Genomic DNA, 24,568 nt, shown 5'->3' with positions numbered 1-24,568 from the left:
CGGCCCGGCAGCCCATCATCACCAAAGGTCGCAACGACCGGGCAGCCACCGCGGCACGAATCCGAGCGGCGCTGTGCCGCCGGTCGTCATCTGCCCTGCCCCTTATTCCATGGAGATCGTCATGCTGAAGTTTTACTTCCACCCGTCGCCGAACCCGATGAAAGTCGCGTTGATGCTCGAAGAACTGCAGACCCCGTTCGAACTGATCGCGGTCGACACGTTCAAGGGCGAACAACATCGCCCCGAGTTTCTCCGCATCAATCCGAACGCAAAAGTCCCGGCGATTACCGACGACGGCGTGACCGTGTTCGATTCGCACGCCATCCTGCTGCACCTCGCGACGAAACATGAACGGTTCCTGCCGGCATCGGCTGGCGAACGCGCACAGGCGTTGTCGTGGCTGATGTTCGTCGCGACCGGACTGTCGCCCTTCTCGGGCCAGGCGGTGCACTTTCTGCATCACGCGCCGACGCCGCTGCCCTATGCGCGCAATCGCTATCTGAAGGAAGTGGAGCGCCACTATCGCGTGCTGGACGAGCGCCTTGCGACGTCGAAGTATCTGGCCGGCGATACTTATTCCGTCGCGGATATCGCGCTGTGGGGCTGGGCTTGCTTCGCCGGCTACATTCTCGGTGAAGCGGGTCTGAGCGCGTATCCGAACGTGAAGCGCGTCGTGGACGAAATCTCCGCACGTCCAGCCGCGGCGCGCGCACAAGCATTGAAGGACAAGCTGACGCTGAAAGCCGAGTTCGACGACGAGACACGTCGCGCGCTATTTCCGCAAAACGAAGACGTAGCCACTTAAGCGTCTACCCGTTGGTCGTGCCGCGCGACACTACGCTATCTTGCAGCGGTCGCGCGGCGAATTGCGTTGCCGGTCATTTGAGGCCAAGCCGTTTGGCCAACCGGTTCAGATTCGCCCGATCAAGACCGAGCTCGCGCGCGACGGCCGCCCAATTCTGGTTGTGGCGAGACAACGCGTCGAGAACGGTGGTTCGCTCGAACTCGGTGACCGCACTGCGAAAATCCTTCGTTCCGCTTTCAGTTGTTTCGCCTGGCGTCTGACTTGTGTCTTCAGCCGGTGTTGCTGATAGCGCGAAGTCGGCAGCCGTCAACGTCAGGATCCGACGGCGCTCGCGATTCGCAGCCAGTGCCTTGAGCGCGCTTCGGCCGATCAGGTGTTCAAGTTCACGCACGTTCCCGGGCCACGGATAACGCAGCAGCATGGCTTGCGCATCCGCCGCGAGACGCAGGCTCAGCAGGCCGAGCCGCGAGCGATTCTCTTCGAGGAAAAACCCCGCCAGCAGCAACACATCGCGGCCACGTTCGCGCAACGGCGGCACGCGTAACGGATAGACGCTGAGCCGATGATAGAAGTCCGCGCGGAACCGCCCCGTGCGCACCTCTTCGGCCAGATCGCGATTCGTTGCGGCGATCAGCCGCACGTCGACCTTGTGTTCGTGGTCCGAGCCGATGCGCTGCAACTGGCCGTTCTGCAAAACCCGCAAAAGTTTGGCCTGCACGAGAAGCGGCAGCTCGCCCACTTCGTCGAGAAAAATCGTGCCGCCGTCCGCCAGTTCGAATTTGCCGCGCCGGTCCGACGACGCGCCGGAGAACGCGCCCCGCACATGCCCGAACAGCTCGCTCTCGACGAGCGTGTCCGGCAGCGCGGCGCAATTCAGGCTGATCAGCGGCTTATTCGCCCGCGACGAGAGCGCGTGAATCGCATTCGCCACGAGTTCCTTGCCGACGCCGGTCTCACCGGTGATCAGCACGGTCAGATCGCTGCCGGCGACCACCTCGATTTCCTTCATCAGATGCGTGTGCGCGTCGCTGCTCCCGACCATTTCGCGCCGGCTCTGGCTGCTCGCCTGCCGGTAGGCTTCCGCGCGCCGCCGCTCCTCTTCGGTGCTGCGTGCCAACGTATCGATTCGTTCGACCACGCTCACCGTGGCGGCGGCCAGGCCCAGAAACGCCCGCAGCGACGCCATGTCGATGCTGTCGAAGCGCGCCGGGTCCAGCGCATCGAGCGTGAGCAAACCCCACGGCCGGCCGCGCACGAACAGCGGACAGCCGAGGCAATCGTGGACTTCGAGATGACCAGCCACGCCTTGTACGAGGCCGTCGTAGGGATCGGGCAGATCGGAGTCCGCGGCGAAGCGGGTCGGCTCCGGCCGCGACAGAAGTTGCTCGAAGCGCGGGTGGTCGCCGACACGAAAGCGCCGCCCAAGCGTATCGCTGCTCAATCCGTCGATGGCGAGCGGCACCAGCGTGTCGCCCTCCAGACGCAATAGCGCGGCCGCGTCGCCGGGAAACAGCGCGCGCAGGCTGCTGAGCAGACGGCGGTAACGCTCGCGGTCGGACACCTCACGCGAGAGGTCGAGGATCAGCGGCGTCAGGACGTCGAGGAGCGCTTCTGCAATCAGATTGACTCCGTCAGGAGTCTTTTCGACTAAGGTCGAATTGACCATTATGAAATTCAGATCGTTGATTTATTTGCATTTTATACCTGGCACGAAACATGGATACACAAGTACGTCAGTCGAAGCCCGACTGGATATCCACCAACAACCAGGACTTCCTATGCTTTCCGCCGAACACCGCGCCATCGTCAAAGCCACCGTTCCTCTTCTCGAAAGCGGAGGCGAGGCGCTGACCACGCACTTCTACGACATGCTGATCAGCGAACATCCCGAAGTGCGTCCCATGTTCAACCTCGCCAACCAGGCGAGCGGCGCGCAACAGCGCGCGCTGGCCAACGGCGTGCTGATGTACGCACGTCATATCGATCAACTCGAACAACTTGGCGGGCTGGTCTCGCAGATCATCAACAAGCACGTCGCGCTGAATATCCTGCCGGAGCATTATCCGATTGTCGGGCAGTGCCTGCTCAAATCCATCCGCGAAGTGCTTGGCGCCGAGATTGCAACCGATGCGGTCATTGAAGCGTGGGCCGCCGCGTATCAGCAACTCGCCGATCTGTTGAGCGGCCTTGAAGAGAAAATGTACGCAGAGCGGGAAGCAGCGCCGGGCGGCTGGCGCGGCACGCGGCTCTTTCGTGTCGCCCGTAAAGTGCGGGAAAGCGACGAGATCACGTCGTTCTATCTGCGCCCCGACGACAACGGCGAGCTGCTCGCGTTTCATCCGGGGCAATACATCGGCGTGCGGCTCGTTATCGACGGCGAGGAAGTGCGCCGTAATTACTCGCTCTCGGCCATGTCGAACGGCCGCGAATATCGTATCAGCGTGAAGCGCGAACCGAATGGCAAGGTGTCGAACCATCTGCACACGCAGGTCAATGAAAACGACGCGGTGGAACTGTTCGCACCGGCCGGCGACTTCAAGCTCGAAGACAGCGACAAGCCGTTGGTGCTGATCAGCGGCGGCGTGGGCATCACGCCGACGCTGGCGATGCTGCAAGCCGCGCTGAAGACCGACCGCCCTGTGCACTTCATTCACTCGGCGCGTCACGGCGGCGTGCATGCGTTTCGCGACGCGATCGACCAGTTGGCCGCGCGGCATCCGAAATTGAAGCGTTTCTACTGCTATGAGCAGCGTCGCGCGGAAGATGCCGACGCGCACGGCATCGGCTATCTCGACGAAACGCGCCTCGACGCGTGGCTGCCCAAGACGCGCGACGTCGATGTCTATTTCCTCGGACCGATCGCGTTCATGAAGGCCATCAAGAAGCACCTGAAAACGATCGGCGTGCCGGAGTCACAAAGCCGTTATGAATTTTTTGGTCCGGCTTCCGCACTGGAATAAAGACGCGGGTTGCGTCGACGTGCAAATAGCCGGAGCCGGCTATCTGCACGCAACTGTCGGTCGCGTTGAAGTTACTCACGCCCTCAGCAAAGCGTTGCGCTCGTCACCCAGGACATGCTCTTGAAGCGCGCGATCATGGCATCCACCAACTCGCGTTGCGCTTGAGCCAGCGCGATCGTGACTTCTTCAAACCCGCTGCCGGGAGGCGTCGTCACAGCGACGGTCTCGACGTTGCGGGAGAAGGGAAATAGCACCTGCCAGATTGCGGCAATGCGCATACCGTGAAGCGCCGCGCGCACCACGAGTCGATGACGGCCCGAGGTTTGCGACGACAGCACCTGCAAACCGCTCTCAGAAGATTCACTGGTCATGTCGTACCCTTTTATATTGACTGAGCCGCGTTGCTCGCGGCCTTCAGATGTTTATTCGATTCTGCCGCCTTATTAAGGCATCTTGATGATCCCGCTCAAGCGTCTGAGCAAGGCGTCAGCATGCTCCCGATCGACCCTTGAAATCTCGCGCTGATTCAGTATCGTCTCGATGCGCTGACGCCAATAATCCGGCTCATTGACTACCGACGTGCACGCCATCGAATCACCTTTTGAAAGCAATCTCTCCAGCGTTGTGACTATCGTTTCAATGTGCGAGAGATCGTTCTTATAAGAAGCGTGACTTCCCATTACATTCCCGGCTGACTTTTTTTAAGCGCCTTCGGATCGCCCTTCGAACGAGTTGGCAAGCAATGCGATACCCATTTCGTTTCCGAATCGACCGATCCGTCCTGCTTGGAGGAAAGCGAAACAACAGCCCTGGAGCGTTTGCTCCAGGCTGCCTGAGCATTGCTGTTGGGCTGAATTGCCTTATTTGGCCCGCGCCGAGTCAGGTGCCGTCAACTGACTGGCCTGCGCCAAGGCAATGGCTTGCGCGGTGGCTTTGCGCATCGCGTCGTAGGCAGCGCCCGCACTGGAAACCGCCGACTTGAACGCGGTGACCGCGAGTTCGGAGCCTGTGGGCGCATTGCGCGCGAAGTCGTCGAAAACCGTCTGCATTTTCGTGTTGGACTGTGCAAACCGGTCTTCGAAAATCTTCAGAAATTCGGCCTGTGCGGCGTTGGTGATTTCAAGCGCGTGACTGTTATAAGACAGTACTTTCTGCGCGACGGGTTGCGCGTTGCTGGCCTGATGAATAAACAGTTCGACCGGCGTCTTACCCGACACCGCCATCTGCCATGCCTGTTCGCTCTCCGCGAACGTGGCCTTGGCCGCCTGCAGGTTCAACTTAGCCAGCTCTTCAAAATACTGGAATGTTTGCTGCGCCAACGAAAACGCGACAGCGACATTGGCACTTTGGATGGAGACGAATTGCTCTGGCGTCGAAAAATACACTCTGCACTCCTTCTTTAAACGTTCACATTGCTCAGACAAGAGGTATGCGAAACCAGTCGAGACGCACGCAGTTAGTTGACTCGTTGGCTTGCACCAACCGGCTCGAATCGTTCTGCGATGCAGCATTAGATGAAACATTCTAACTTTGTTAAATCTGCATCTGGCGCACTCTTTTGTAAGTAATTACCCTCGGGTGACGGTATGGTTTTGACTGAATAAAGGCGCGGCTCTGATCGTCGAAAGATCAGTGGAATATTCGCGATTTCGGCGAACACGCCGATCTATGGGACACAACTTGGGAAGCACTGTCCGTAAGCGCGCTACGGAGTGCATGAGCAGATGTGCGATAGACGGTCAAATGCATGTGTATGCGACCGTCTATCGCTTAGAGAAAAACAGAAATGTGATGTGGATTTACAACCAATCGGCAATGAGAGATCGCCGGACTTAGTCCGGTGGCAATACCAGCGGACCGCAATTGGTATCAGCGATGAATGTCGCCAGCAACTTCGCCGGATGCACCGCATCAGGATTCTCGGCGAATAGATGGAGCGCGCGCGGCGGCTCGAACCAGGTCTGTGCAACCGCGTAGTCGACGGGCGGCCCACCTTGCAGTTGCGAGCGGATCGTCCCTTCCAGCACGACCGCCGTCACTGAACCAGGGTGACGATGCGCGGGCGTAAAGCCGAGCGGCGGAAAGTCGACGATGGCCGTCGTCACCGACTTGCCCGGCACGTTGGGCAGCGCTTCGCACGACAGCACTTTCACGGTCGATGCAGGCCGGCTCGCTGCGCCGGTATGCGTCGATGCGTTGGACATCAACGGATCGACGCCGCAGATGCCAGCGAACCAGTCGATGGCCGAACGAGGCGCCGACGGGCCGAGCGCCAGCATCGTCGTCGTGGCCAGCGCGAGCATGGCGGGCTTGCACGCGAGGCGCGGCAGAGTCAGCGTCAGCGGATTCATACGCGCGCCGCCGATCGCATATCCGGCGACCAATCCAACTCACGGCGCGCCTTCGCGCTGGTCACTTCGGCTACGTCTTGCGCGACGTTGTACACGCCGGCGTTGCCCCGCTGAAGCGCAAGCAACGCCGCATACGCCGCCGCTTCCACATGCAATGGACTTGAACCCGCCGGGGCGTCGGCGCCTGTGCCGGGTCCGTAAATCTGTCCATAGCGAAGCACTGTGCCGTTCAGCGACGCCGCTTCCAGCACGTGCCGTTCGAGCGCCGCGACGCCACGCACGCTCGTGCCGCGCGCGCCCTGCGCATCGATGTCGAGCGGGCAGCTTTCGTCGTAAGGCGTCGGTCCCGGCCGGTACGCCCATGCAATGCTTTGCGCAATCATCCGGCTGCTGCCCGCCGCGATCGCCGCGGCCACCAGGTTGCGCGTACCCTCGTCGCGTATCCGCGCGTTGGCCGTCACCGCCTGAGCCATTCGAGCAGGGTCGAGCCCGGGCGGCAAATCGGTCAATTGATGAATCACGCTGGCCGGCGCGATGCGCACGAGCGCGTCACGCAGCGCGGCCGCATCGAATACATCGACGATGACCGGCACCACGCCCGCGGCCTCAAGTTCTCTCGCGCGGTCCGCGCGCCGCGTGCCGCCGAATACCGTATAGCCGGCGTCGATCAGCAGCGGCGCAAGCGCGCTTCCAATGGCGCCCGTTACGCCGGCGACGAACACCTTGTGTGCCATTTCCTTTCTCCCATCAGTCATTACGCGAAAGTCGGCGACATGCCGCGTTTCCAATGACCCCAGCATAAGGCTGTGAATGGTCATAAAAAAGGTCCATTATTCGGAAATTGATTGAGCCAATTTGACGAGGAAGAGTGTGCGGCGAGCTGAACAGATTGAACTTGCGCTAGCGCCCAGGCCGGAAGGCGCGCCGCTTCACCGCTGGCTCTATGACGAGTTGCGCAAGGCGATCTTGTCGGGGTCGTTGCCGCCGGGCGCGCGCCTGCCTTCCACGCGCGATCTCGCAACACGATTTCGACTGTCGCGCGGAACGGTGCTGGGCGTTTTCGCGCAACTCGACGCGGAAGGGTATCTGTCGGGCGCCGTGGGACGCGGCAGTTTTGTTGCGGCTGAACTGCCGGACCGGCGCATCGACAGCGGCGAGCGGACGTCGCCCAGAAAGCGCGATGGCCGGCCGCTCGCCCGCGAGCGTCATCATGACGGCGACAGCGGCACGCAGCCGCCAGTTGTCGAGTTATCGGCGCGTGGCCGTTTGCTCGCGCGGAGCGCGTTTCAACTCAGCGGCCGCACGCGCCCTGCGCGCGCGTTTCGCGCCAGCCAGCCCGATCTCGATGCGTTTCCATTCGAATTGTGGGCGCGGCTCGCGGCCAACCGGGTGCGTCGCGCGCAGCGGGATCTGCTCGGCGATGGCGAGGCGCAAGGGTATCGGCCGCTGCGTGAAGTGATCGCCGCTTATGTCGGTCCGTCGCGCGGTATTCGATGTTCGGCGGACAACGTCGTCGTGTTGGGCAGCGTTCAGCAGGCAATCGATCTGACCGCGCGCCTCCTGCTCGATCCGGGAGACAGCGCGTGGATGGAAGACCCAGGTTACCCCGGCGCCCGTTTCGTACTCGAAGCGGCGGGCGCCCGGGTGATCGGCGTGCCGGTCGACACGGCCGGCGTCGATGTGTCATGGGCCCGTCAGCACGCCGCAACTGCGCGTCTGGCTTATGTCACCGCCGGGCGCCAGGCGCCGCTGGGTCCGCCGCTCGCGCTCGAACGGCGTCTATCGTTGCTCGAGTGGGCACGGGATCGAGGCTCCGTCATCATCGAAGACGACTACGACAGCGAGTACCGCTTCGAAGGCCACCCGCTTGCCGCGATGAAGAGCCTCGACGATCACGGACACGTGGTCTACTGCGGCACCTTCAGCAAGCTGCTGTTTCCCGCTTTGAGGACGGCGTATGCGATTCTGCCCGACCGGTTGGTCGAGCCATTCGTGGCCGCGCTGTCCTCGACGGCGCGGCATGTTCCAACCGATCAACAATCCGTGTTGCACGACTTCATCGCCGACGGTCATTTCGGCCGGCACATACGACGCATGCGCATGCTCTATGGCGAGCGGGCCGAGGCGCTGACGTCGGCGGTCGAGCGGCATCTCTCGGGCTTGCTCGCGCTTGCGCCGATCGTGGCGGGACTCGATGCGCCCGCCTTTCTGCCCAGAGGCGCGGACGACGCCGACGCGGCGCGGCGTGCGGCACGCGAAGGCATCGAGACGCGCCCGCTATCGCTGTACGCGATCGACCATCCCGCGCCGCCGGGGCTCGTGCTCGGTTTTGCGTCGATCGGTGTCGAGGAAATAGAGTCGGGGGTGATCGCTCTTGCTCGAGTGTTGACGCGCCGTTCGCGATGAACCAGCGCGGCTCAGCCCGCGGACCGTTTGCGACGTTTTGTCTGCGAGTGCTGACCTTGCCAGCTCGCTTCATCGAGAAGACGATCGAACAGCCGGTTGCGGGCCGAATCGTCCAGCGGCGACAGTCCCAGCAGAGAGTGAAACGCGAGACCGCTGGCGGCGAAGTAGCGCAACAGCGACAGATCGAGGTCGGTCGCTTCGTCCTGCAAGGCCTTCATTTTCTCGGCGTCGGACGTCTTCATTTCGTCGAGCAAGTTGGGGTTCTCGACCAGCGCGGCGAGAACGGCTCGTGCCACGGAATTCGGCTGATTGATGGACTCCCGATAAATCGCAATCTGCGCCGCGAGGTTGGGCTCCGCTTTGGACGCGCCCTCTTTCGCCATATAGTCGCGCGCGATCTGCTCGAACTGCTGCTTCTGATGCTCCAGCAACGCGCACAGTACCCCCTGCTTGGTGCGAAACTGATGCAGCAGTCCACCCTTGCTGATGCCGCTTTCACGCGACAACGAATCGAACGTCAGTCCACCGACGCCTTCGCGAGTCAGGATGGTAAGAGCGGCATCGATTGCCTTCTTGCGGGAAATCTCCGAACGGGTCTGGTTATCCATTGTCGATAGTGATGACGTCGCCACGCTGGCCGTGCCGGCCCGGTGCTGCCGCGTCGTGATGGTATTGAGCAAGTGATTCGGCGCGGTGAATCAGTGTCGGCGAGCAGTCGCGCCATCCGTCGGCACAAGCAGCGCTCGCTCTGAGGGTTGGAATTGTACCGCTCAAGCCACCCAACAAACAAACCGGATAGACGGTTTACATTCAATAAAGACGGTGCTACTGTTCGGCCTCATCGGTTCTCGCCTGAACTGCACGCCGCCCGGCATTCACCGGCACTCAAATTGCCCATCAAGGAACATGCAATGTTCACGAACAAACTCGTCCCGCTTCTTTTCGCCGGCGCAGCGGCACTGGCCCTCGCGGCCTGCGCGGGTGTGCAACCCGTCGCGTACACGGGCATCGCGTCCTCGCCGCAGTTGAAGCAGAACCGCGACGACGATGCGGGCAAAGTGCCCTACAAGTACGCGGCGACCGTGGTCTGGGCGCGCTACACGCAGGTGGTGCTGGACCCCGTGGCCGTCTATCAGGGCAGTGACAATCAATTCGGCGAATTAAAGGCCGCCGACAGGGCCGCGCTTGCCGACTACATGCAAAAGACGTTCTCGGAAAAACTGGCGAAACGGTTCGACGTGGCCACGCAGCCTGGCCCCAACACCTTGCGGATCAAGCTGACCTTGACCGGCGCCGAAAGCACGACGTTGCTGGTCGGGCAGTTCATGCATTTCGACCTTGCGGGCAATCTCTACAACGGCGTGCAGTCGATCCGCGGCGGTCAGGGGGCATTCAGCGGCTCGGTGTCCTACGCCGTGGAAGTCTATGACGGCGCGAGCGGCCAACTGCTGAAGGCCTACGTGTCGAAGCAATATCCGAACGCCATGAATCTGCCGGCCGCTTTCGGCTCCCTGGGCGCTGCGAAGACGGGACTCGACAAGGGTGCGGATGCGCTGGTGGCGCAGCTTCATTGATCGGTCCGCTTTCGCTGTCCATCGCTTTGCGCGCTGCGCGTAGTTGACCCGCGGCGCGCAAGCGCCACGGTGCATCGGCCACGGCAAGCCGACGCAACGACAAGGCCGCTGTTCCGGACTATTCCAAGGTACGCGTATGCGCGCATTCGCTGACATGGTCGTCTCACTGGCCCCTCCGCCTTTGATGGTCGCCTTCGTGTTCTTTGTGGCGTATCTGCTGGTGGGGATTCCGGTTCAATTTACGCGTGGCCCGGCCGCGAGAGATGCGTTCGGCACCCTGGCCGGCGTCTTCGCCGCGCTCGTCTACATCACACTGGCCATGAGTTTCTATCCGGATGTTCACGCTGCTCCTCGCTAACCCGGCAGGTCTCTCCAGAAGGTTCAGACACCATGCGCTCGCGGCATCCACGTAGTCCGCGTACGCGAGACCAGCGCGAGGCTTCCGGCCCGCAAGCATCGAACTCGGGCAACGGCACGCGAGCCAGGTCGATCCGCGCAGGCATCAGGCACAGCATTAAGCGAACGCTGCGCTATCTTTGCCGGTTGGCGAAAGACATGGGCGACGTCGTCCGCGGAAAGCTGTAAATGCGTCTTCGCCCACGACTCGCCGTCATCTGGCTCGCGCCGCTTGCCGCCGCATTGATCTGTCTCGCGCTTCTCGCGCCCTGGCTCGAACGATCGGGGGCCGAAGTCACCGTCAGCTTCGCCACAGCCGAAGGACTCGAAGCCGGCAAAACCCGCGTGCGCTATAAGGACGTCGAAATAGGCAGATTGATGGAACTGCGGCTCTCGCACGACCGCACACGCGTGCTCGCCGTCGTGGAACTCGACACGTCCGCCGAACGGTTTGCACTGTGCGGCACGCGCCTCTGGGTGGTTCGTCCGCGCGTCGGCACCGCTGGTGTCTCCGGGCTGACGACATTTATCTCCGGTCCGTACATCGCGGTGGATGTTGGACGCGCGTCCACGATATGCCGGCAGTTTGCCGGTCTGGAAACGCCGCCGTCCGTGACCAGCGAGCAGAACGGCGGGCGGTTCGTTCTGCACGCTTCTTCCCTCGAATCGCTCAACGTGGGCTCGCCAGTCTATTTCCGGCGCGTGCAGGTGGGGCAAGTCCTCAACTATGCGTTGGCTCGCGGTGGCTCCGCCGTCGATGTCGATGTATTCGTGAAAGCGCCTTACGATCGCTATGTCACATCAGGCACGCGATGGTGGCACGCAAGCGGCATCGACCTGCGATTCGATTCGAGCGGCTTGACGCTGGACACCCAATCCGTTGCCGCGTTGCTCTCCGGAGGCGTCGTATTCGATCTGCCCGAATCACAGACGCCCGAACCTCGCGCCGCCGACGGCGCCGCGTTCGCTCTAGCCGCGAACAGAACCGAGGCGATGCGTCGTGCCGACGACGGACCCGCCGCGTCGGTGCGTATGCGGTTCGACGGGAGCGTGCGCGGGCTCTCAGTCGGCGCGCCGGTCGACTTCGACGGTGTCGAACTGGGCGAAGTGACCGCCATCGATCTCGACTTCACGCCGGCGTGCAATCGCTTCGACATGATGGTGACGCTCAACCTCTACCCCTATCGTCTCGGACGACGCTACAGGGAGGCACTCGGAAAAGGCTCCGGCGCGGCGGCCAAAGCGCTGCTGCATCAACTGGTCGCCCAGGGCTTGCGCGGGCAGTTGCGTATGGGCAGCGTGCTGACCGGCCAGCGCTATGTGGCGCTGGACTTCTTCCCGAACGTCCCCGCTGTCAGCATCGACACGCGCCGCATGCCGGTCGAACTGCCGACCGTGCCCAATACCGTCGAGGAACTTCAGGACCAACTCGCCAACATCGTGAAGAGGCTCGACCACGTCCCCTTCGACGCGATCGGCTTCAATCTGAACCAGGCGCTCGTGAACGCCAATTCCCTGTTCCAGCGAATCGACACGGAACTGGTGCCGCAGGCGCACACGACGTTGGCGGCTGCCGAGCGCTCGTTCAATGCCGCAAACGCCACGCTGCAGCAGGACTCGCCGATGCACACCGATATTCGCCAGGCGTTGACCGAGTTGCGCCGCACACTTGCCGCGCTGAAGGCGCTGTCGGACTATCTGGAACAGCATCCTGAATCGATTGTGTGGGGTAAAGCGGCGGACCACTGAGGTGCTTCGAGGCTTGCCGACTAGCCGAGGCGGCGTCTGTGCGATGATGCCTTACGTCGACCCGACTCGCGGAGATCATGATGAGCGGCAAATGGTTTTCGAAGTTCTCAAGCTTCCTTTCCACGATGACCGGCAGGCCGGTCACCTTTGTTCTGGCCGTCGTCATGGTGATCGTCTGGGCCCTCACCGGCCCGCTCTTTCACTACAGCGATACGTGGCAACTCGTGATCAACACGTCGACCACGATTGTCACGTTCCTGATGGTCTTCCTGATCCAGAACACCCAGAACCGCGATACGGCCGCGATGCAGATCAAGCTCGACGAGTTGATCCGCGCACTGGAAGGGGCTCACAACGCGCTGCTCGATCTTGAAGAGCTCGAGGAAAAGGACTTGACCCGCTTCCGCAAACACTACGAAAAGCTGGCTCAAGAAGCGCGCACTGCGCTGCGCGCCGGCGGCAGCGACACCGATTCGCCCTTCGTCGACAATCGCGATGACGGCGACGAAGACCGGCGCAGCGGTAAGGGTCGCGATGGCAAAACGGGAGCGGCGGTGTAACGCGACTAGCCAATGCGTTCGCAAGTATTGCTAGAAACGTGCGACGTCGATCACGGCATCGGCAAACGCTTTCGGCGCTTCCTGCGGCAGGTTATGTCCGACACCGCCGCCGATATTCCGGTGCGCGTACTTGCCGGTGAACTTCTTCGCGTACGCTGCCGGTTCGGGATGCGGCGCACCGTTCGCGTCGCCTTCCATCGTGATGGTCGGTACGGAAATCGTCGGCGCCGCTGCCAGACGCTTCTCCAGATCGTCGTACTGCGCCTCGCCCTTGACCAGCCCCAGACGCCAGCGATAGTTGTGAATCACCACCGCAACATGATCCGGGTTATTGAACGACTGCGCCGAACGCTCGTACGTCGCATCGTCGAAATTCCATTTCGGCGATGCGGTGTGCCAGATCAGCTTGTTGAAGTCGTGGCGGTTCGCGTCATAACCCGCATAGCCGCGCTCCGTCGCGAAGTAGAACTGATACCACCAGGCCAGTTCCGCTTTCGGCGGCAACGGCGTGCGGTTCGCCTCCTGGCTGCCGATCAGATAGCCGCTCACCGACACCATCGCCTTGCATCGTTCCGGCCAAAGCGCTGCGATGATATTCACCGTACGCGCACCCCAGTCGAAGCCGCCGAAAATCGCCTTGTCGATCTTCAATGCGTCCATCAACGCAATGATGTCGACGGCCACCACAGCCTGCTGGCCGTTGCGCGGCGTGTCCGCGGACAGGAAGCGCGTCGTGCCATAGCCGCGCAGATACGGCGCGATGACCCGGTAGCCGGATGCCGCGAGCAACGGCATGACTTCGGCAAAGGCATAGATATCGTACGGCCAGCCGTGCAGCAGGATCACAACCGGTCCGTTTTGCGGACCCGCTTCGGCGTAGCCAATGCTGAGCGTGCCGGCATTGATCTGTTTCAGGTTGTCGAACGAGGCGACGCTAGATCCCGCCTTCGTGCTGTTGGATTGCGCGTTGGCAAGCCCGCTCAGTCCCAGTTCCATCAGGCTCAGGCCCGCAACCGTAGTTCCGAGCAGACGACGGCGCCGAATATTGATCTGGTCAGACATGGTGACTCCCTTAAAAGTTAAGCGCTCGCGAGCCGTGCCGGATCGCTCTCACTGAAAGACGGCCCCAACGGCCGCAACCGGATTGCCGGATCGAGACGCGTCCACGGTAGGTCGACGGGATCGGCAGCCATCGGTCCCGGCGCTTTCGCGACGAGAATCGCCTCGGCGATAGCTTCGAAATCCGCGCGAAAATGCACCGAACTCTTGTTCACCAGAATCTTCATCTGCTCGGGTTCGATGCCCGCCACGCGGAACAGGTTGCGATCGAACACCTGCATCTTGACGGAGCTCACCGCAATCCTGACGCCTTCGATCCGCAAACAGGCGACCGGCCCCAACTCGCCTTGCATGCCGTTGAGCATCGGGCCATCGAAACGGAAGCGGCCGTCCGACACGTGCTCGACTTCGAACACACCTTCCAGCGGCGCATCGCCCTGCACACCGGAACGGCCGCCCAGCGCGAGTGAAATGCGCGCGCCCACACCCGCGCGATGCGCCGCTGCCGCCGCCTGGGCATCCCAGATCACGCCCACCGCCGCGTCGGTGGCGCCATTGCGCAACAACGCGCGCACCATCCCCATCGTGTTCGAATCGCCGCCCACGCCCGGGTTGTCCTGCGTGTCCGCGATGATGACCGGTTTGGCCGCCGTCCTGCTCACCCGGATTGCTTCGAGCGCCGCTTCGTCGGGCGTCAGGAAGGGCACATCCCAACGCGCTTCATCGCCTGCGATCTTCGCGAACAGTGCGTCCGCTGCATGTTCTGCCGCAGCTTCGTCGAATGCATAAGCCCAGATCGTCGGGCCGCACTCGGGAAAATCGGCCGCCGGAAAGCCCGGCGCAAACGACACGGTCACGACAGGCCGCTCTTCGAGATCCTCCAGCAACTGGTACATCCCGCGTGCGGGCTCGACCAGCGTGCACATGCCGTTCACGGGAATCAGGAACGGCACGCGACGCACCGCCCGATGCAACGGTCGCCCCTCCCGCATCAGATCTTCGAGAAGCCGCGCGGCACGCTCGCCGGTTTCAGCCATATCCACATGCGGATAGGTTCGATACGCCACGAGCGCACTCGCGTGTTCGAACATGCGAGCGGTCACGTTGGCATGCAGATCCAGCGAAACGACCACCGGCATCCGATCGCCGACGATCCGCCGCACACGTTCGAGAAGTTCGCCCTCGCCGTCGTCGTGTTGCTCGGTCACCATCGCACCGTGCAGGTCGAGATAGATCGCGTCGAAGCCGCCTGCCTCGACAGCGGCGATGATCTCGCCGCCGATCCGCTCGAATGCATCCGTCGTGACGTGTGCCGATGCGCTGGCGCCCGCCCAGATCACCGGCTTCAGTTCGTGCCCATTCGCTTCCATGACCTTGATGAATCCGCCAATCGGCACATTGACGTCGCGAAGCCCGAACACGTCGTTACCGCGGACCATGGGCGGAAAGCCCTCGCCCTGAACGAAGCTCGAATAAGACGCCCTGGTGGGCGCAAAAGTATTGGTTTCATGCTGGAAACCGGCGATCAGGATTTTCATGTGTTTCACCTTTTCTCAAACGATCTCGCGAACCATCGGCGAGATGATATGGATGCCTATATTTTTGATTTCGAAGGACTTCGGAAAGTAGACTCGACAGTCCTCAGTCCTGCTTGAGCGTCAGCTTGCCCGTCAATATCAGAATCGCGGCCAATGCGGCAGCGCCAGCCATGACGAAGAGCCCGGTATGCACGCTGCCCGTCGATGCTTTGGCCCAACCGACTACAGCGGGACCCCAGAATCCGCCGGACAGTCCTACGGTATTGATTAGCGCGATGCCGCCCGCCGCCGCCGTTCCCTCGACCAGTTGGGACGGAATGGCCCAAAAAACCGTATAGGCCATCCAGAGGCAAGCCGTTCCCAGCGTCAATGCCACGAGTGTGAGCATCACACTCCCGTCGGCAAAGACGGCCGCGACGAGACACAGCGCCGCGCCAAGCGCCGGAATCGCGCAGTGGAAGCGGCGCTCGCCTACCCGGTCCGAACTGCGGCCCGCGAGGTACATGCAGACGGCGGCCGCGACATAGGGAATCGCGGTGTACCAGCCGAGGCGGATCGTGTCGCTCACGCCCTGCTCTTTGAGCAGCGTCGGCAACCAGAAGCTGATCGCATAGATCGGAAAGATGATGCTGAAGTAAGCGAGCGCGAGCACATAGACTCTCGGGCTCTTCAACACGGCCTTGAACGAGTCCGCGCGATGCTCGGTCGGCGCGGTTTCGCGTCCCAGCAGCAACTTTTCGTCATCGTTCAGCCAGCGTGCCTGCTCGGGCCGGTCGGACAACACGCGCAGCGTCAAGAGGCCGAGTGCGATGCAAGGCAGGCCCTCCACGAGAAACATCCACTGCCAGCCGGCCAGCCCGCCGACGCCGGACAGACTCGTCATGAGCCACGCCGATACAGGCCCGCCGACAATCCCGCCAAGCGGCCCGGCGACGAACACGAGCGCAATGGCGCGTGCCATCCGCGCGGGCCCGTACCAGCACGACAGGTAATAGATCATGCCCGGCGCGAAACCCGCCTCGAACACGCCGAGGAGAAATCGCATGGCATAAAAGGCCGGCACGCTGCGCACGAACAGCATGCAGGCCGACGTGATGCCCCACAGCACGAGAATGCGGCTGAACGTGCGCCGCGCGCCGACTCTCGGCAGCATGAGATTGCTCGGCAGTTCGAACAGCACGTAGCCGATGAAGAAGATGCCCGCGCCCACTCCGTATGCAGCGTCCGAAAAACCCAGGTCGGTCTGCATCTGCAGCTTGGCGAAGCCGACATTGACCCGGTCCAGATACGCAAACATGTAGCAGGTCACGAGAAACGGCAGAAGCCGCCAGTTGAGCTTGCTGTACAGCGCTGAGGCAGGATCGCCGGCGGCCGATGGATGGATTGCTGACATGCGTGTCTCCCGGTTTTGCGTCCGTGGGCCCGTCGTGCGGGTTAACTTGATGGTGGCAGGGCAAAACCCCACTAGCAAGAGCAACTAAGTTCACATATCGTTGCTCTGTAGACAACGACAATTGGGCGCTGGAGCGATCAAATGCGAGAAATCAACCAGCAGCGTCTTCGGTATTTCCACGAAGTGCTGACCCACGGCACCATCCGCGGCGCCGCCGACCACATCAATACGTCGCCGTCGGTCATCACGCGGCAGATCAAGTTGCTCGAAGACGAGTTGGGCACCGTGCTGTTCGAACGCCAGGCGCGCGGGGTCAGGCCGACGGAAGCCGCGGCGCATCTGCTCGAGTTCTGGCAGGGCTACCGGTCGCAGCAGGAAAAACTCGAGGACCAGTTGCACGCGTTGCGGGGGCTTCAGAAGGGACGCATCCAGTTGTCCATCAGCGAAGGTTTCGTCGACACGCTCGTCGACGACGTGCTGGCGCCGTTTTGCACGCGCTATCCGCACCTGGACATCAGCATGACGACGCAGGCGGTAGACGCACTGCTGGACGACGTCGCGGAAAGCCGGGCACATATCGGGCTGGCGTACAATCCGCCGCCCCATCCGCGTATCGAATATCGAGCCAGTTCGCATCAGCCCGTCGTGCTGCTGCTGAGAAAAGACCATCCGCTCGTCAAACGGAAAGGGCCGGCGGGTGTCGATGATCTGCGCGCCTACCCGCTCGCGCTGATGCCTTCCACGTTCGGCATCGGCCATGTCGTTTCGATGTTGGAGTTGGCGGAGAACGTGGTGATCCGCCCGACGTTGACGACGAACTCGCTGAGCGCATTGAAGCGCTTCGTGACGGCGGAAAACTTTGTGACGCTCATCGGAGAGTTCGCTGCATACCGGGAGCTCGCCAGCGGCGAACTGACCACGGTCCCGATTGCGCATCCGTTGTTTGAAAGTGCGCAGGCCAGAGTGCTGGTCAAAACCGGCCGACCGCTTGCAGCGGGGCCGCTCGAACTGCTCAAGTGGATTCAGGAACGCATGCCGATGTTCTCTACGCCCAAAGCGAAAGAAAGCCCACGGCGAAAGGCTGGTGGGCGGCGGAACAGTTAGCGGTACATTGCGTGCACTAGTGGCCGAAGAGTCGGCCGCGCGATATGCGCGATATGCAAACGGGCCGCAGCGATCTCGTCTGTCGTTGCGGCCCGTCTTCGTGAACGCGCAAGTAATGCTAGAAACGTGCGACGTCGATCACGGCATCGGCAAACGCTTTCGGCGCTTCCTGCGGCAGATTATGTCCGACACCGCCGCCGATATTCCGGTGCGCGTACTTGCCGGTGAACTTCTTCGCGTACGCTGCCGGTTCGGGATGCGGCGCACCGTTCGCGTCGCCTTCCATCGTGATCGTCGGTACGGAAATCGTCGGCGCCGCTGCCAGACGCTTCTCCAGATCGTCGTACTGCACCTCGCCCTTGACCAGCCCCAGTCGCCAGCGATAGTTGTGAATCACCACCGCAACATGATCCGGGTTATTGAACGACTGCGCCGAACGCTCGTACGTCGGATCGTCGAAATTCCATTTCGGCGATGCCGTGTGCCAGATCAGCTTGTTGAAGTCGTGGCGGTTCGCGTCATAGCCTGCATAGCCGCGCTCCGTCGCGAAGTAGAACTGATACCACCAGGCCAGCTCCGCCTTCGGCGGCAACGGCGTGCGGTTCGCTTCCTGGCTGCCGATCAGATAGCCGCTCACCGACACCATCGCCTTGCATCGTTCCGGCCACAGCGCGGCGATGATATTCACCGTACGCGCGCCCCAGTCGAAGCCGCCGAAAATCGCCTTGTCGATCTTCAATGCGTCCATCAACGCAATGATGTCGACGGCCACCACAGCCTGTTGCCCGTTGCGCGGCGTATCAGCGGACAGGAACCGTGTCGTGCCATAGCCACGCAGATACGGCGCGATGACCCGGTAGCCGGATGCCGCGAGCAACGGCATGACTTCGGCAAAGGCATAGATATCGTACGGCCAGCCGTGCAGCAGGATCACAACCGGTCCGTTTTGCGGACCCGCTTCGGCGTAGCCGATGCTGAGCGTGCCGGCATTGATCTGTTTCAGGTTGTCGAACGAGGCGACGCTAGATCCCGCCTTCGTGCTATTGGATTGCGCGTTGGCAAGCCCGCTCAGTCCCAGTTCCATCAGGCTCAGGCCCGCAACCGTAGTTCCGAGCAGACGACGGCGCCGGGTATTGATCTGGTCAGACATGGCTAATTCTCCTTATGTACGACAGCGCTGAGTTGGACTGTGCGCCCGCAGGACGCACCGTATGCAGAGTCAAAACATCGCGAGGCGTGGCTGGCAAGAACCCGCGTCATCGAAGCTGACCTTCCGTTATGGCTTGGCGTAAATCGCGCCGAGACCGATCACGTCAGTGTCCGACGCACGCGAGCCCGATGCCGAGGTGCCAGCCGTCGCCGGGCCGTATGACGATGCCGACAGTCCGTTTTGTGCGCTCACGCGAGCTTCGGCAGCCTGGATATTCCTGGGATACTGGGTTTCATCGCTCGCGGGGTTGTAACCGGCCTTCTCCAACTGGGCGAGTTCCGCGCGGACCTCTGCCCGCGTAAGCGGCTGATTCGATTGCGCGAACGACAGGGCAGGCAGAGCGACAGCAGCAGCGACGATAAGCGATTGAATAACTTTCATGACTTTCACCTCGAGAAAATGTCTTCTACGCAAACGCCCGTTTGCGTTTTCGGTTAGCAAGGCCAGTTCGGCTGGCTTGGAACCATTAGACCCCGTGGACGTATCTGGCTTATGTCGGCAATGCCCGTTGGTGAAACGTTATGTACCCTGCCACGGCGCAGATACATTGCGATACAAAGAAGCAGGCCGACGCAAAGTCGCTCGCCTTCCTGAGATTGCCGAGCCGAATCGGGCCGATTCAACTTGCCTCTCACTCTTCGCCCATGATGAGCAGAAAGAGTGTTGCCGGGGAGGAAATAGTCAGTTTCCAGTAGAGATTGCGCCGGTGAACCTTGGCAGTGGCGGGTGACACATCCAGTTGCCTGGCCATGTTGCGCCGCTCACTGCCCATCGACAGCGACAGCGTCGGCGCGGCGATCACCAATCAGGCTTGTTTGTTACCCGAACGCTAATGCCGCCGTGCGTGCTTATGTGAAGCCGGCCATCCTCGACAATGAAGCGGTCTATCCTCGCGGTGAGAAGATGCAATCACTCACTCCGTCATTGCCTTTGCCGACCGAAATCCTTCTCCCGCAAAACAGGCTGTGGACACAACTCAAAGCGGGACGGTAACTTACAATGCTGCAGATGAGCCCTCATCCACAGCATCGATGCGAGACGTACTGACTTCCTATTTCTGGAGTGGCGACGCCATTCGCAGTCGAAACGTGAGTGACATCGTGCTGTCAGGCACGCTCGACGTGCCTGCGCCCCCGGCTCGAGTGCTCGCGGATTGGGACAGGGAGACGTCGTCGCGCATGGTCCTCGAACCCGGTGACGTCGAGGTCATGCCGTTGGCGCGAACGCAGGTGCGCTGGCCGGACTACCCACGCTGCGTGCGGGCAATATCCGAGTGGACGAGCGCGCTCGGCCTGCCCGCAGTGCTTGCGGCCAGTGACATAGCCCTCATGGCGTGCCGCGGCGCAAGGTATCACCATGACGGCGCGCAATACGGCGGTGCGGCTTTTTGCAATCTATTCCTCAGCGAGGACAAGGGGCTGGACGTGCATTTCCCCGGTACAGGTCATCGCATTCCTCTGACTCGCGGAACGGCGTTGATATTCGACACCGGCCAGCCGCATGGTGTGATCCGGCGCGGCAGCAGCGGCTTTAGTGCGGCCGACTTCGCGCCGGATCAGGATTGCACGCAAATATTCCTGACTTGGGAGCTTCCGATCGAAGATGTTCACGTTGCGCGCGCGCTTAACGTTGTCTTCGACATCGCCCCCTCGACCCCGTTGCAAGCGGACGAAGAGCAGGTCTGCGTGAATGGTGAACCGGCCATCGTGTGCCCGGAGTCCGGTCGTTGGCGTCGGGTTGAATGATCGTCGGCGTTTGCGGCGGGTTGGTGTAACTGAGCCTTGCCTCCCACAGGCAACGGCCTCAAGATTGGCCTCCAGGCGGCCGTTAACATAGCGGTAGTTCGATATGCTGCCCGCGGTTGACGGTCCGCGACAGTCGTTGCACAACGAGAATGGTTATGACACGCCCGCGAACCGGGACACGGACGCCCGACATTGCCGTAACCGATGGGTCCGAAGCGCGGACATCACTGCCTCAAGCGCTCATCGTCGAACCGTTGTCCTCGCCGACGTATTGGCAAAAGGGCATGGCCTTGCTCGCCGCGCTGGTGGTGACCGCACTGGCGTTCCTTGCAAGCCGCGGCCTGCGGGCCATGACCGGGCAGGTTGCGCCGATGTGGCTGAGCAACGCCGTGCTGCTCGCTCAGATGATCGTCGCCCGGCGGGAACAGCGGCGCTGGGTCTTGTGCGGTGGCACGCTAGGCGACTTCACCGCCAATCTGCTGATAGGACGCAGCCTGCACACGTCGGTCTCGTTCACGTCGGCGGATATGCTTCAGGTCGTGATCGCGTTTGCGTTTGCTCCACGCGTGACGACTGTGGCCGAGTTTATCCGGCCCAAAGCGCTCCTCAAATTCCTCTTCGGCGGCGTGCTGCTTGCGTCGGTCGCGTCAGGCATGTGGGCCACGCTTTTGCTCGAGGGCAAAATCGGCCATCTTCTTTTGCCCACGCTGGCGCCCTGGTTCATCTCGGATGGTTTGAGCCTCATCATCATCACGCCGGTCGCGATGGTGTTCTGGAGCGGCGAGCTTGCCGGGGTTCTACGTAGCGGCAATCGCTTCAAGACCTGCGCACTAGTGGCGTTGGTGGGCGTCGTGACGAGTTGCATATTCGGTTTGCAGATCAGCGCACCGTTGTTGTACTGGGTACTTCCGCCCATTGTGCTGCTCGCGTTTCAGGCCGAAATTGCGGGCGTTCTGCTTGGCTTACTCCTGTGTCTCGCGATCGCGCTCTGGTTCACCGCGCACGGTTCGGGGCCGCTCTGGGCTTATCCGTTCGAGGGCATGCAGCATCGCGTTTTCGCTTTGCAGCTGTTTTTCGTCGCCGCCCTCGGCGTGGCGCTGCCGATCAGCGCGATCCAGATGCAGCGCAATCGCATGATCGGGCTCCTGCGTGACGGCGAAAAACGCTTCCGCACGCTGGCGGAAAACGCCACGGATGTCGTGATGAGCATGCAACTCGACGGCAGGCTGACCTACGTGTCACCGCGTGCGTTCGAGGCGTGGGGTCGCGCGCCTGAACAGCTGATCGGCGTGCATTACGCGGATCTGGTCGATGCCGCCGACCGCAATACCTTGGCGGCGATGATCGAGCAGGTCGCGACCGGCCGAGGCGAAGCCTCGCAGATCAGCCGTTTCCCGCGCGACGGCGGCTTGCGCTGGATAGAAACTCACGTGCGTCCGGTGATCGATCCGTTGTCCGGCACATTGAACGGCCTCACGGCGATGGCGCGCGACGTGACGGAACAAAAAGCCATCGAACAGCGCCACGCCGATGAGCGCCGCGAACTGGAAGGCCTCGCGTTCCGCGACAGTCTCACGGGACTATTCAATCGCCGCTACTTCGATCGCGAACTCAAGCAACGCTGCCAGCAGGGTTCGCATACGGAGACTTATCTGGCTGTCGTGATGATCGACGTCGACAACTACAAGAGCTACAACGATCACTTCGGTCATCAGACAGGCGATGAATGCCTGCGCACCATCGCCCGCTCGATAGCGGCATCTTCAGCAAAGTACACCGACCTGGTCGCGCGCTATGGCGGCGAGGAATTCGCCTTGATTCTGGCGCACGCCGAACCGGATCGGGCACTCGCCGTGGCGGAGCAAATTCGCGAGGACGTGGAAAAGCTACGGCTTCCCCATCCGCCGAGCGTCTCGGGCGTCGTCACGATCAGCCTCGGCGTCTGCGCGCAGCGCAGTGACAAGTGCGGCGATGGCAGCACTGTGGTCGCTGCAGCGGACATGGCGCTGTATTCGGCGAAGCGGCTCGGCCGCAACCGCACGTGTGTGGCCTGACGACGCGACGCGTTCATCAATTGCGTGCGGATCAGGCAGGCGTTCGACATTGAGATAGCGCGTGATTGCTATGCGGCAATGCCTTGCGTCACGGGTGCAACGCAAACCGCTTTGCACTCTTGTGCTTCGGGCGCGATCGAATTGACTGGCGTGACCATGCTTGCCAGCGGCAAGCGCACCACGAATTCCGAGCCACGGCCGAGTCCCCCGGAAAACGCCTCGACGGTACCGCCATGGCTCGCGACGATATCGCGAACCACCGCCAACCCGAGTCCATGACCCTTGGCACCCAATGCGCAGCCCGCAAGTCCGCGCTCGTAAGGCTTGAAGATGGTCGCAAGCTCGCCCGGCGCGATGCCGATGCCTTCGTCGCTCACGCTGATATAACAGTAACGCCCGGCGCGGGACGCCGTCACCTTGATCGCATCCGCAGCCGCCGAATATTTGAGCGCGTTGACCAGCAGATTGACGAACACCTGGGTCAGCTTGCCGAAGTCGCCTTGCACTCGCAACGGCGCATCGCTCGCGGTCAGTCGAATGGGCGCGTGATCCGGTGCGCCCGCTTCTGCTACCTGAACACAATGCGCGAGCAGATCACCGAGGTCGACCGGCGCGGGACGCGCGACCGTTCTCTCGCGCGACGAGCATGCCAAAGCGCCCGACGCCGGTTCAAGCGAACCGGCGAACTCCGCATCATCCGGCGCCATCAATTGCTGGGCCAACTGCCCGAGCAGGCTTGCTTGCCGGGAGAGCAGAAGCGCGTACCGCGTCAACTGTTCGTCATGGCCGTACTGGGCGTCCAACAGACGCGCGAGCAGGCCAAGCGGCGTGATCGCGTTGCGGATTTCGTGGCCTATCGTTGCGCCGATCGATGCTTCTTTCGTTTCATCGCTACGCTCGCCAAGCGTGAAGACGTTCTCCGAACGGTGCATGGTCTGCGCACGCGAATGCCCGGAGGTCCCGACACGCGGCGGCTCGATCTTCGCATCGTGCAGGCGTTCGATTTCCCGCATCTGCGCAGTGCGAAGCTTTTCCACGCAGTACGTGCACAAACCGATGATCGGCCGCGCGGCAAGCTTCTCCTTCAGCGAGGCTTCGTAGTCGAGCAACGCGACCCAATCGGTGGTTTCGTTGCAGACGGCGTCGCCGGCCACTCGCAGTCCTTCGAAGCCTCGCCCCAGCGCGTCGTTGATCGCCTTCGACCACAAGCCCACGGTAGCGCCGCCGTTGAAGCCCGTTTTAGGCGAGGAGTAGATCTGTGCGCCGTCGAGAATCTGCAATTGGCCCGCGTCGATATATTCAGCGAGTGCAGGCGCGGTTCGCGTGAGCATATAGCGGGCTTTGTCGGGTCCCAGCAACGCGGGCGCGACCCACACGCCCGCTTCGCGATTGGCGAGTCCGGCATGGAGGAAGTCCGCGGTGACGCTGAGCAATTCGCTCCGCGATTCGTAGAAGTGACACAGATGTGAGCCCCAAGAGAGGGCTCCAAGCGCGGGAAAACCGCTTTTGCGCGTTCCGGTGGTCATCGTTTCCCTGAAAGTGCGTGGGTCAAGAACCACAGTCGCGCTAGGTTTTAACGATGGCCCGCGCGCTCGAATATAAATGTCACGGCACCTCCCGCGTCGGTCCGGCGATCCTGAAGGACAGGAAGCGGAACTGCCGCG

Annotated in this window: 23 protein-coding genes; 10 read left to right on the top strand and 13 right to left on the bottom strand. The window is 62.0% G+C overall.

Annotation, left to right across the window (positions count from 1 at the left end):
- Positions 1 to 121 precede the first annotated feature (121 nt).
- On the top strand, positions 122 to 805 hold the full coding sequence (locus tag B0G74_RS37300; protein WP_207915765.1) for a glutathione S-transferase N-terminal domain-containing protein: 684 nt from the start codon (positions 122 to 124) through the stop codon (positions 803 to 805).
- Positions 806 to 878: 73 nt separating this feature from the next.
- Here the strand turns inward: B0G74_RS37300 and norR are convergent, their stop codons facing one another.
- On the bottom strand, positions 879 to 2,471 hold the full coding sequence (gene norR / locus B0G74_RS37295; protein ID WP_132381717.1) for a nitric oxide reductase transcriptional regulator NorR: 1,593 nt from the start codon (positions 2,469 to 2,471) through the stop codon (positions 879 to 881).
- A 112-nt stretch (positions 2,472 to 2,583) separates the two neighbouring features.
- Here norR and hmpA point away from each other — a divergent pair, with 112 nt between their 5' ends.
- Positions 2,584 to 3,765 carry an NO-inducible flavohemoprotein gene (hmpA, locus tag B0G74_RS37290; protein WP_132381715.1) on the top strand — a complete coding sequence of 394 codons (1,182 nt, stop codon included), beginning with the start codon at positions 2,584 to 2,586 and terminating at the stop codon, positions 3,763 to 3,765.
- Positions 3,766 to 3,848: 83 nt separating this feature from the next.
- Here hmpA and B0G74_RS37285 read toward each other — a convergent pair whose 3' ends face one another.
- The 4 genes from B0G74_RS37285 to B0G74_RS37270 all read right to left on the bottom strand — a co-directional run bounded on the left by B0G74_RS37285 (position 3,849) and on the right by B0G74_RS37270 (position 6,850).
- Complete coding sequence (locus B0G74_RS37285) at positions 3,849 to 4,136, bottom strand: hypothetical protein (protein ID WP_132381713.1); 288 nt, start codon at positions 4,134 to 4,136, stop codon at positions 3,849 to 3,851.
- A 489-nt stretch (positions 4,137 to 4,625) separates the two neighbouring features.
- A complete protein-coding gene (locus B0G74_RS37280; RefSeq protein WP_243658509.1) occupies positions 4,626 to 5,288 on the bottom strand; it encodes a phasin family protein in 663 nt (220 codons plus the stop codon).
- A 309-nt stretch (positions 5,289 to 5,597) separates the two neighbouring features.
- Entirely contained in the window at positions 5,598 to 6,116 is a 519-nt protein-coding gene (locus tag B0G74_RS37275; protein WP_132381711.1) for a cupin domain-containing protein, read from the bottom strand.
- A complete protein-coding gene (locus B0G74_RS37270; RefSeq protein ID WP_132381709.1) occupies positions 6,113 to 6,850 on the bottom strand; it encodes an NAD(P)-dependent oxidoreductase in 738 nt (245 codons plus the stop codon). Before B0G74_RS37270 ends, B0G74_RS37275 begins: the two co-directional genes overlap by 4 nt.
- A 136-nt stretch (positions 6,851 to 6,986) precedes the next feature.
- On the opposite strand from B0G74_RS37270, the gene B0G74_RS37265 reads away from it, so the two are divergent.
- Positions 6,987 to 8,522 (top strand): PLP-dependent aminotransferase family protein, encoded by a 1,536-nt coding sequence (locus B0G74_RS37265; RefSeq protein ID WP_132381707.1) that lies wholly within the window; start codon positions 6,987 to 6,989, stop codon positions 8,520 to 8,522.
- Positions 8,523 to 8,533: 11 nt separating this feature from the next.
- On the opposite strand, the gene B0G74_RS37260 is transcribed toward B0G74_RS37265, so the two are convergent.
- Entirely contained in the window at positions 8,534 to 9,130 is a 597-nt protein-coding gene (locus B0G74_RS37260) for a TetR/AcrR family transcriptional regulator (protein ID WP_132383226.1), read from the bottom strand.
- Between the two features lie 303 nt (positions 9,131 to 9,433).
- Here B0G74_RS37260 and B0G74_RS37255 point away from each other — a divergent pair, with 303 nt between their 5' ends.
- The 4 genes from B0G74_RS37255 to B0G74_RS37240 all read left to right on the top strand — a co-directional run bounded on the left by B0G74_RS37255 (position 9,434) and on the right by B0G74_RS37240 (position 12,801).
- Positions 9,434 to 10,096: a DUF3313 domain-containing protein gene (locus tag B0G74_RS37255; protein WP_132381705.1), complete on the top strand. Its 663-nt coding sequence runs from the start codon at positions 9,434 to 9,436 to the stop codon at positions 10,094 to 10,096.
- Between the two features lie 136 nt (positions 10,097 to 10,232).
- A complete protein-coding gene (locus B0G74_RS37250; protein ID WP_132381703.1) occupies positions 10,233 to 10,454 on the top strand; it encodes a hypothetical protein in 222 nt (73 codons plus the stop codon).
- Positions 10,455 to 10,681: 227 nt separating this feature from the next.
- Complete coding sequence (locus B0G74_RS37245; RefSeq protein WP_132381701.1) at positions 10,682 to 12,241, top strand: MlaD family protein; 1,560 nt, start codon at positions 10,682 to 10,684, stop codon at positions 12,239 to 12,241.
- An 80-nt stretch (positions 12,242 to 12,321) separates the two neighbouring features.
- Entirely contained in the window at positions 12,322 to 12,801 is a 480-nt protein-coding gene (locus B0G74_RS37240; protein WP_207915764.1) for a low affinity iron permease family protein, read from the top strand.
- Between the two features lie 30 nt (positions 12,802 to 12,831).
- Here B0G74_RS37240 and B0G74_RS37235 read toward each other — a convergent pair whose 3' ends face one another.
- The 3 genes from B0G74_RS37235 to B0G74_RS37225 form a co-directional block, all read right to left on the bottom strand.
- Entirely contained in the window at positions 12,832 to 13,863 is a 1,032-nt protein-coding gene (locus B0G74_RS37235) for an alpha/beta hydrolase (RefSeq protein WP_132381697.1), read from the bottom strand.
- Between the two features lie 17 nt (positions 13,864 to 13,880).
- Positions 13,881 to 15,398 (bottom strand): M81 family metallopeptidase, encoded by a 1,518-nt coding sequence (locus tag B0G74_RS37230; protein WP_132381695.1) that lies wholly within the window; start codon positions 15,396 to 15,398, stop codon positions 13,881 to 13,883.
- 103 nt (positions 15,399 to 15,501) lie between these two features.
- A complete protein-coding gene (locus B0G74_RS37225) occupies positions 15,502 to 16,791 on the bottom strand; it encodes an MFS transporter (RefSeq protein ID WP_132381693.1) in 1,290 nt (429 codons plus the stop codon).
- Positions 16,792 to 16,932: 141 nt separating this feature from the next.
- Here B0G74_RS37225 and B0G74_RS37220 point away from each other — a divergent pair, with 141 nt between their 5' ends.
- Entirely contained in the window at positions 16,933 to 17,895 is a 963-nt protein-coding gene (locus B0G74_RS37220) for a LysR family transcriptional regulator (protein ID WP_132381691.1), read from the top strand.
- A gap of 118 nt (positions 17,896 to 18,013) precedes the next feature.
- Here B0G74_RS37220 and B0G74_RS37215 read toward each other — a convergent pair whose 3' ends face one another.
- The 3 genes from B0G74_RS37215 to B0G74_RS37205 form a co-directional block, all read right to left on the bottom strand.
- Positions 18,014 to 19,045 (bottom strand): alpha/beta hydrolase, encoded by a 1,032-nt coding sequence (locus tag B0G74_RS37215; protein ID WP_132381689.1) that lies wholly within the window; start codon positions 19,043 to 19,045, stop codon positions 18,014 to 18,016.
- A gap of 126 nt (positions 19,046 to 19,171) precedes the next feature.
- Positions 19,172 to 19,486 (bottom strand): DUF4148 domain-containing protein, encoded by a 315-nt coding sequence (locus B0G74_RS37210; RefSeq protein WP_132381687.1) that lies wholly within the window; start codon positions 19,484 to 19,486, stop codon positions 19,172 to 19,174.
- A 250-nt stretch (positions 19,487 to 19,736) separates the two neighbouring features.
- Positions 19,737 to 19,907 (bottom strand): LuxR C-terminal-related transcriptional regulator, encoded by a 171-nt coding sequence (locus B0G74_RS37205; protein WP_243658558.1) that lies wholly within the window; start codon positions 19,905 to 19,907, stop codon positions 19,737 to 19,739.
- Between the two features lie 229 nt (positions 19,908 to 20,136).
- Between B0G74_RS37205 and B0G74_RS37200 the strand changes: the two genes are divergently transcribed.
- Positions 20,137 to 20,850, top strand: coding sequence for a hypothetical protein (locus B0G74_RS37200; RefSeq protein WP_132383224.1), 714 nt, complete (start codon positions 20,137 to 20,139; stop codon positions 20,848 to 20,850).
- A 155-nt stretch (positions 20,851 to 21,005) separates the two neighbouring features.
- Entirely contained in the window at positions 21,006 to 22,904 is a 1,899-nt protein-coding gene (locus B0G74_RS37195) for a diguanylate cyclase (protein ID WP_165924010.1), read from the top strand.
- 68 nt (positions 22,905 to 22,972) lie between these two features.
- Here the strand turns inward: B0G74_RS37195 and B0G74_RS37190 are convergent, their stop codons facing one another.
- Entirely contained in the window at positions 22,973 to 24,430 is a 1,458-nt protein-coding gene (locus B0G74_RS37190) for an MEDS domain-containing protein (protein ID WP_132381683.1), read from the bottom strand.
- Positions 24,431 to 24,568 lie beyond the last annotated feature (138 nt).

This window comes from Paraburkholderia sp. BL9I2N2, from assembly GCF_004339745.1.
Lineage (GTDB): Bacteria > Pseudomonadota > Gammaproteobacteria > Burkholderiales > Burkholderiaceae > Paraburkholderia.
This window is presented reverse-complemented; position numbering and strand designations above follow the sequence as displayed.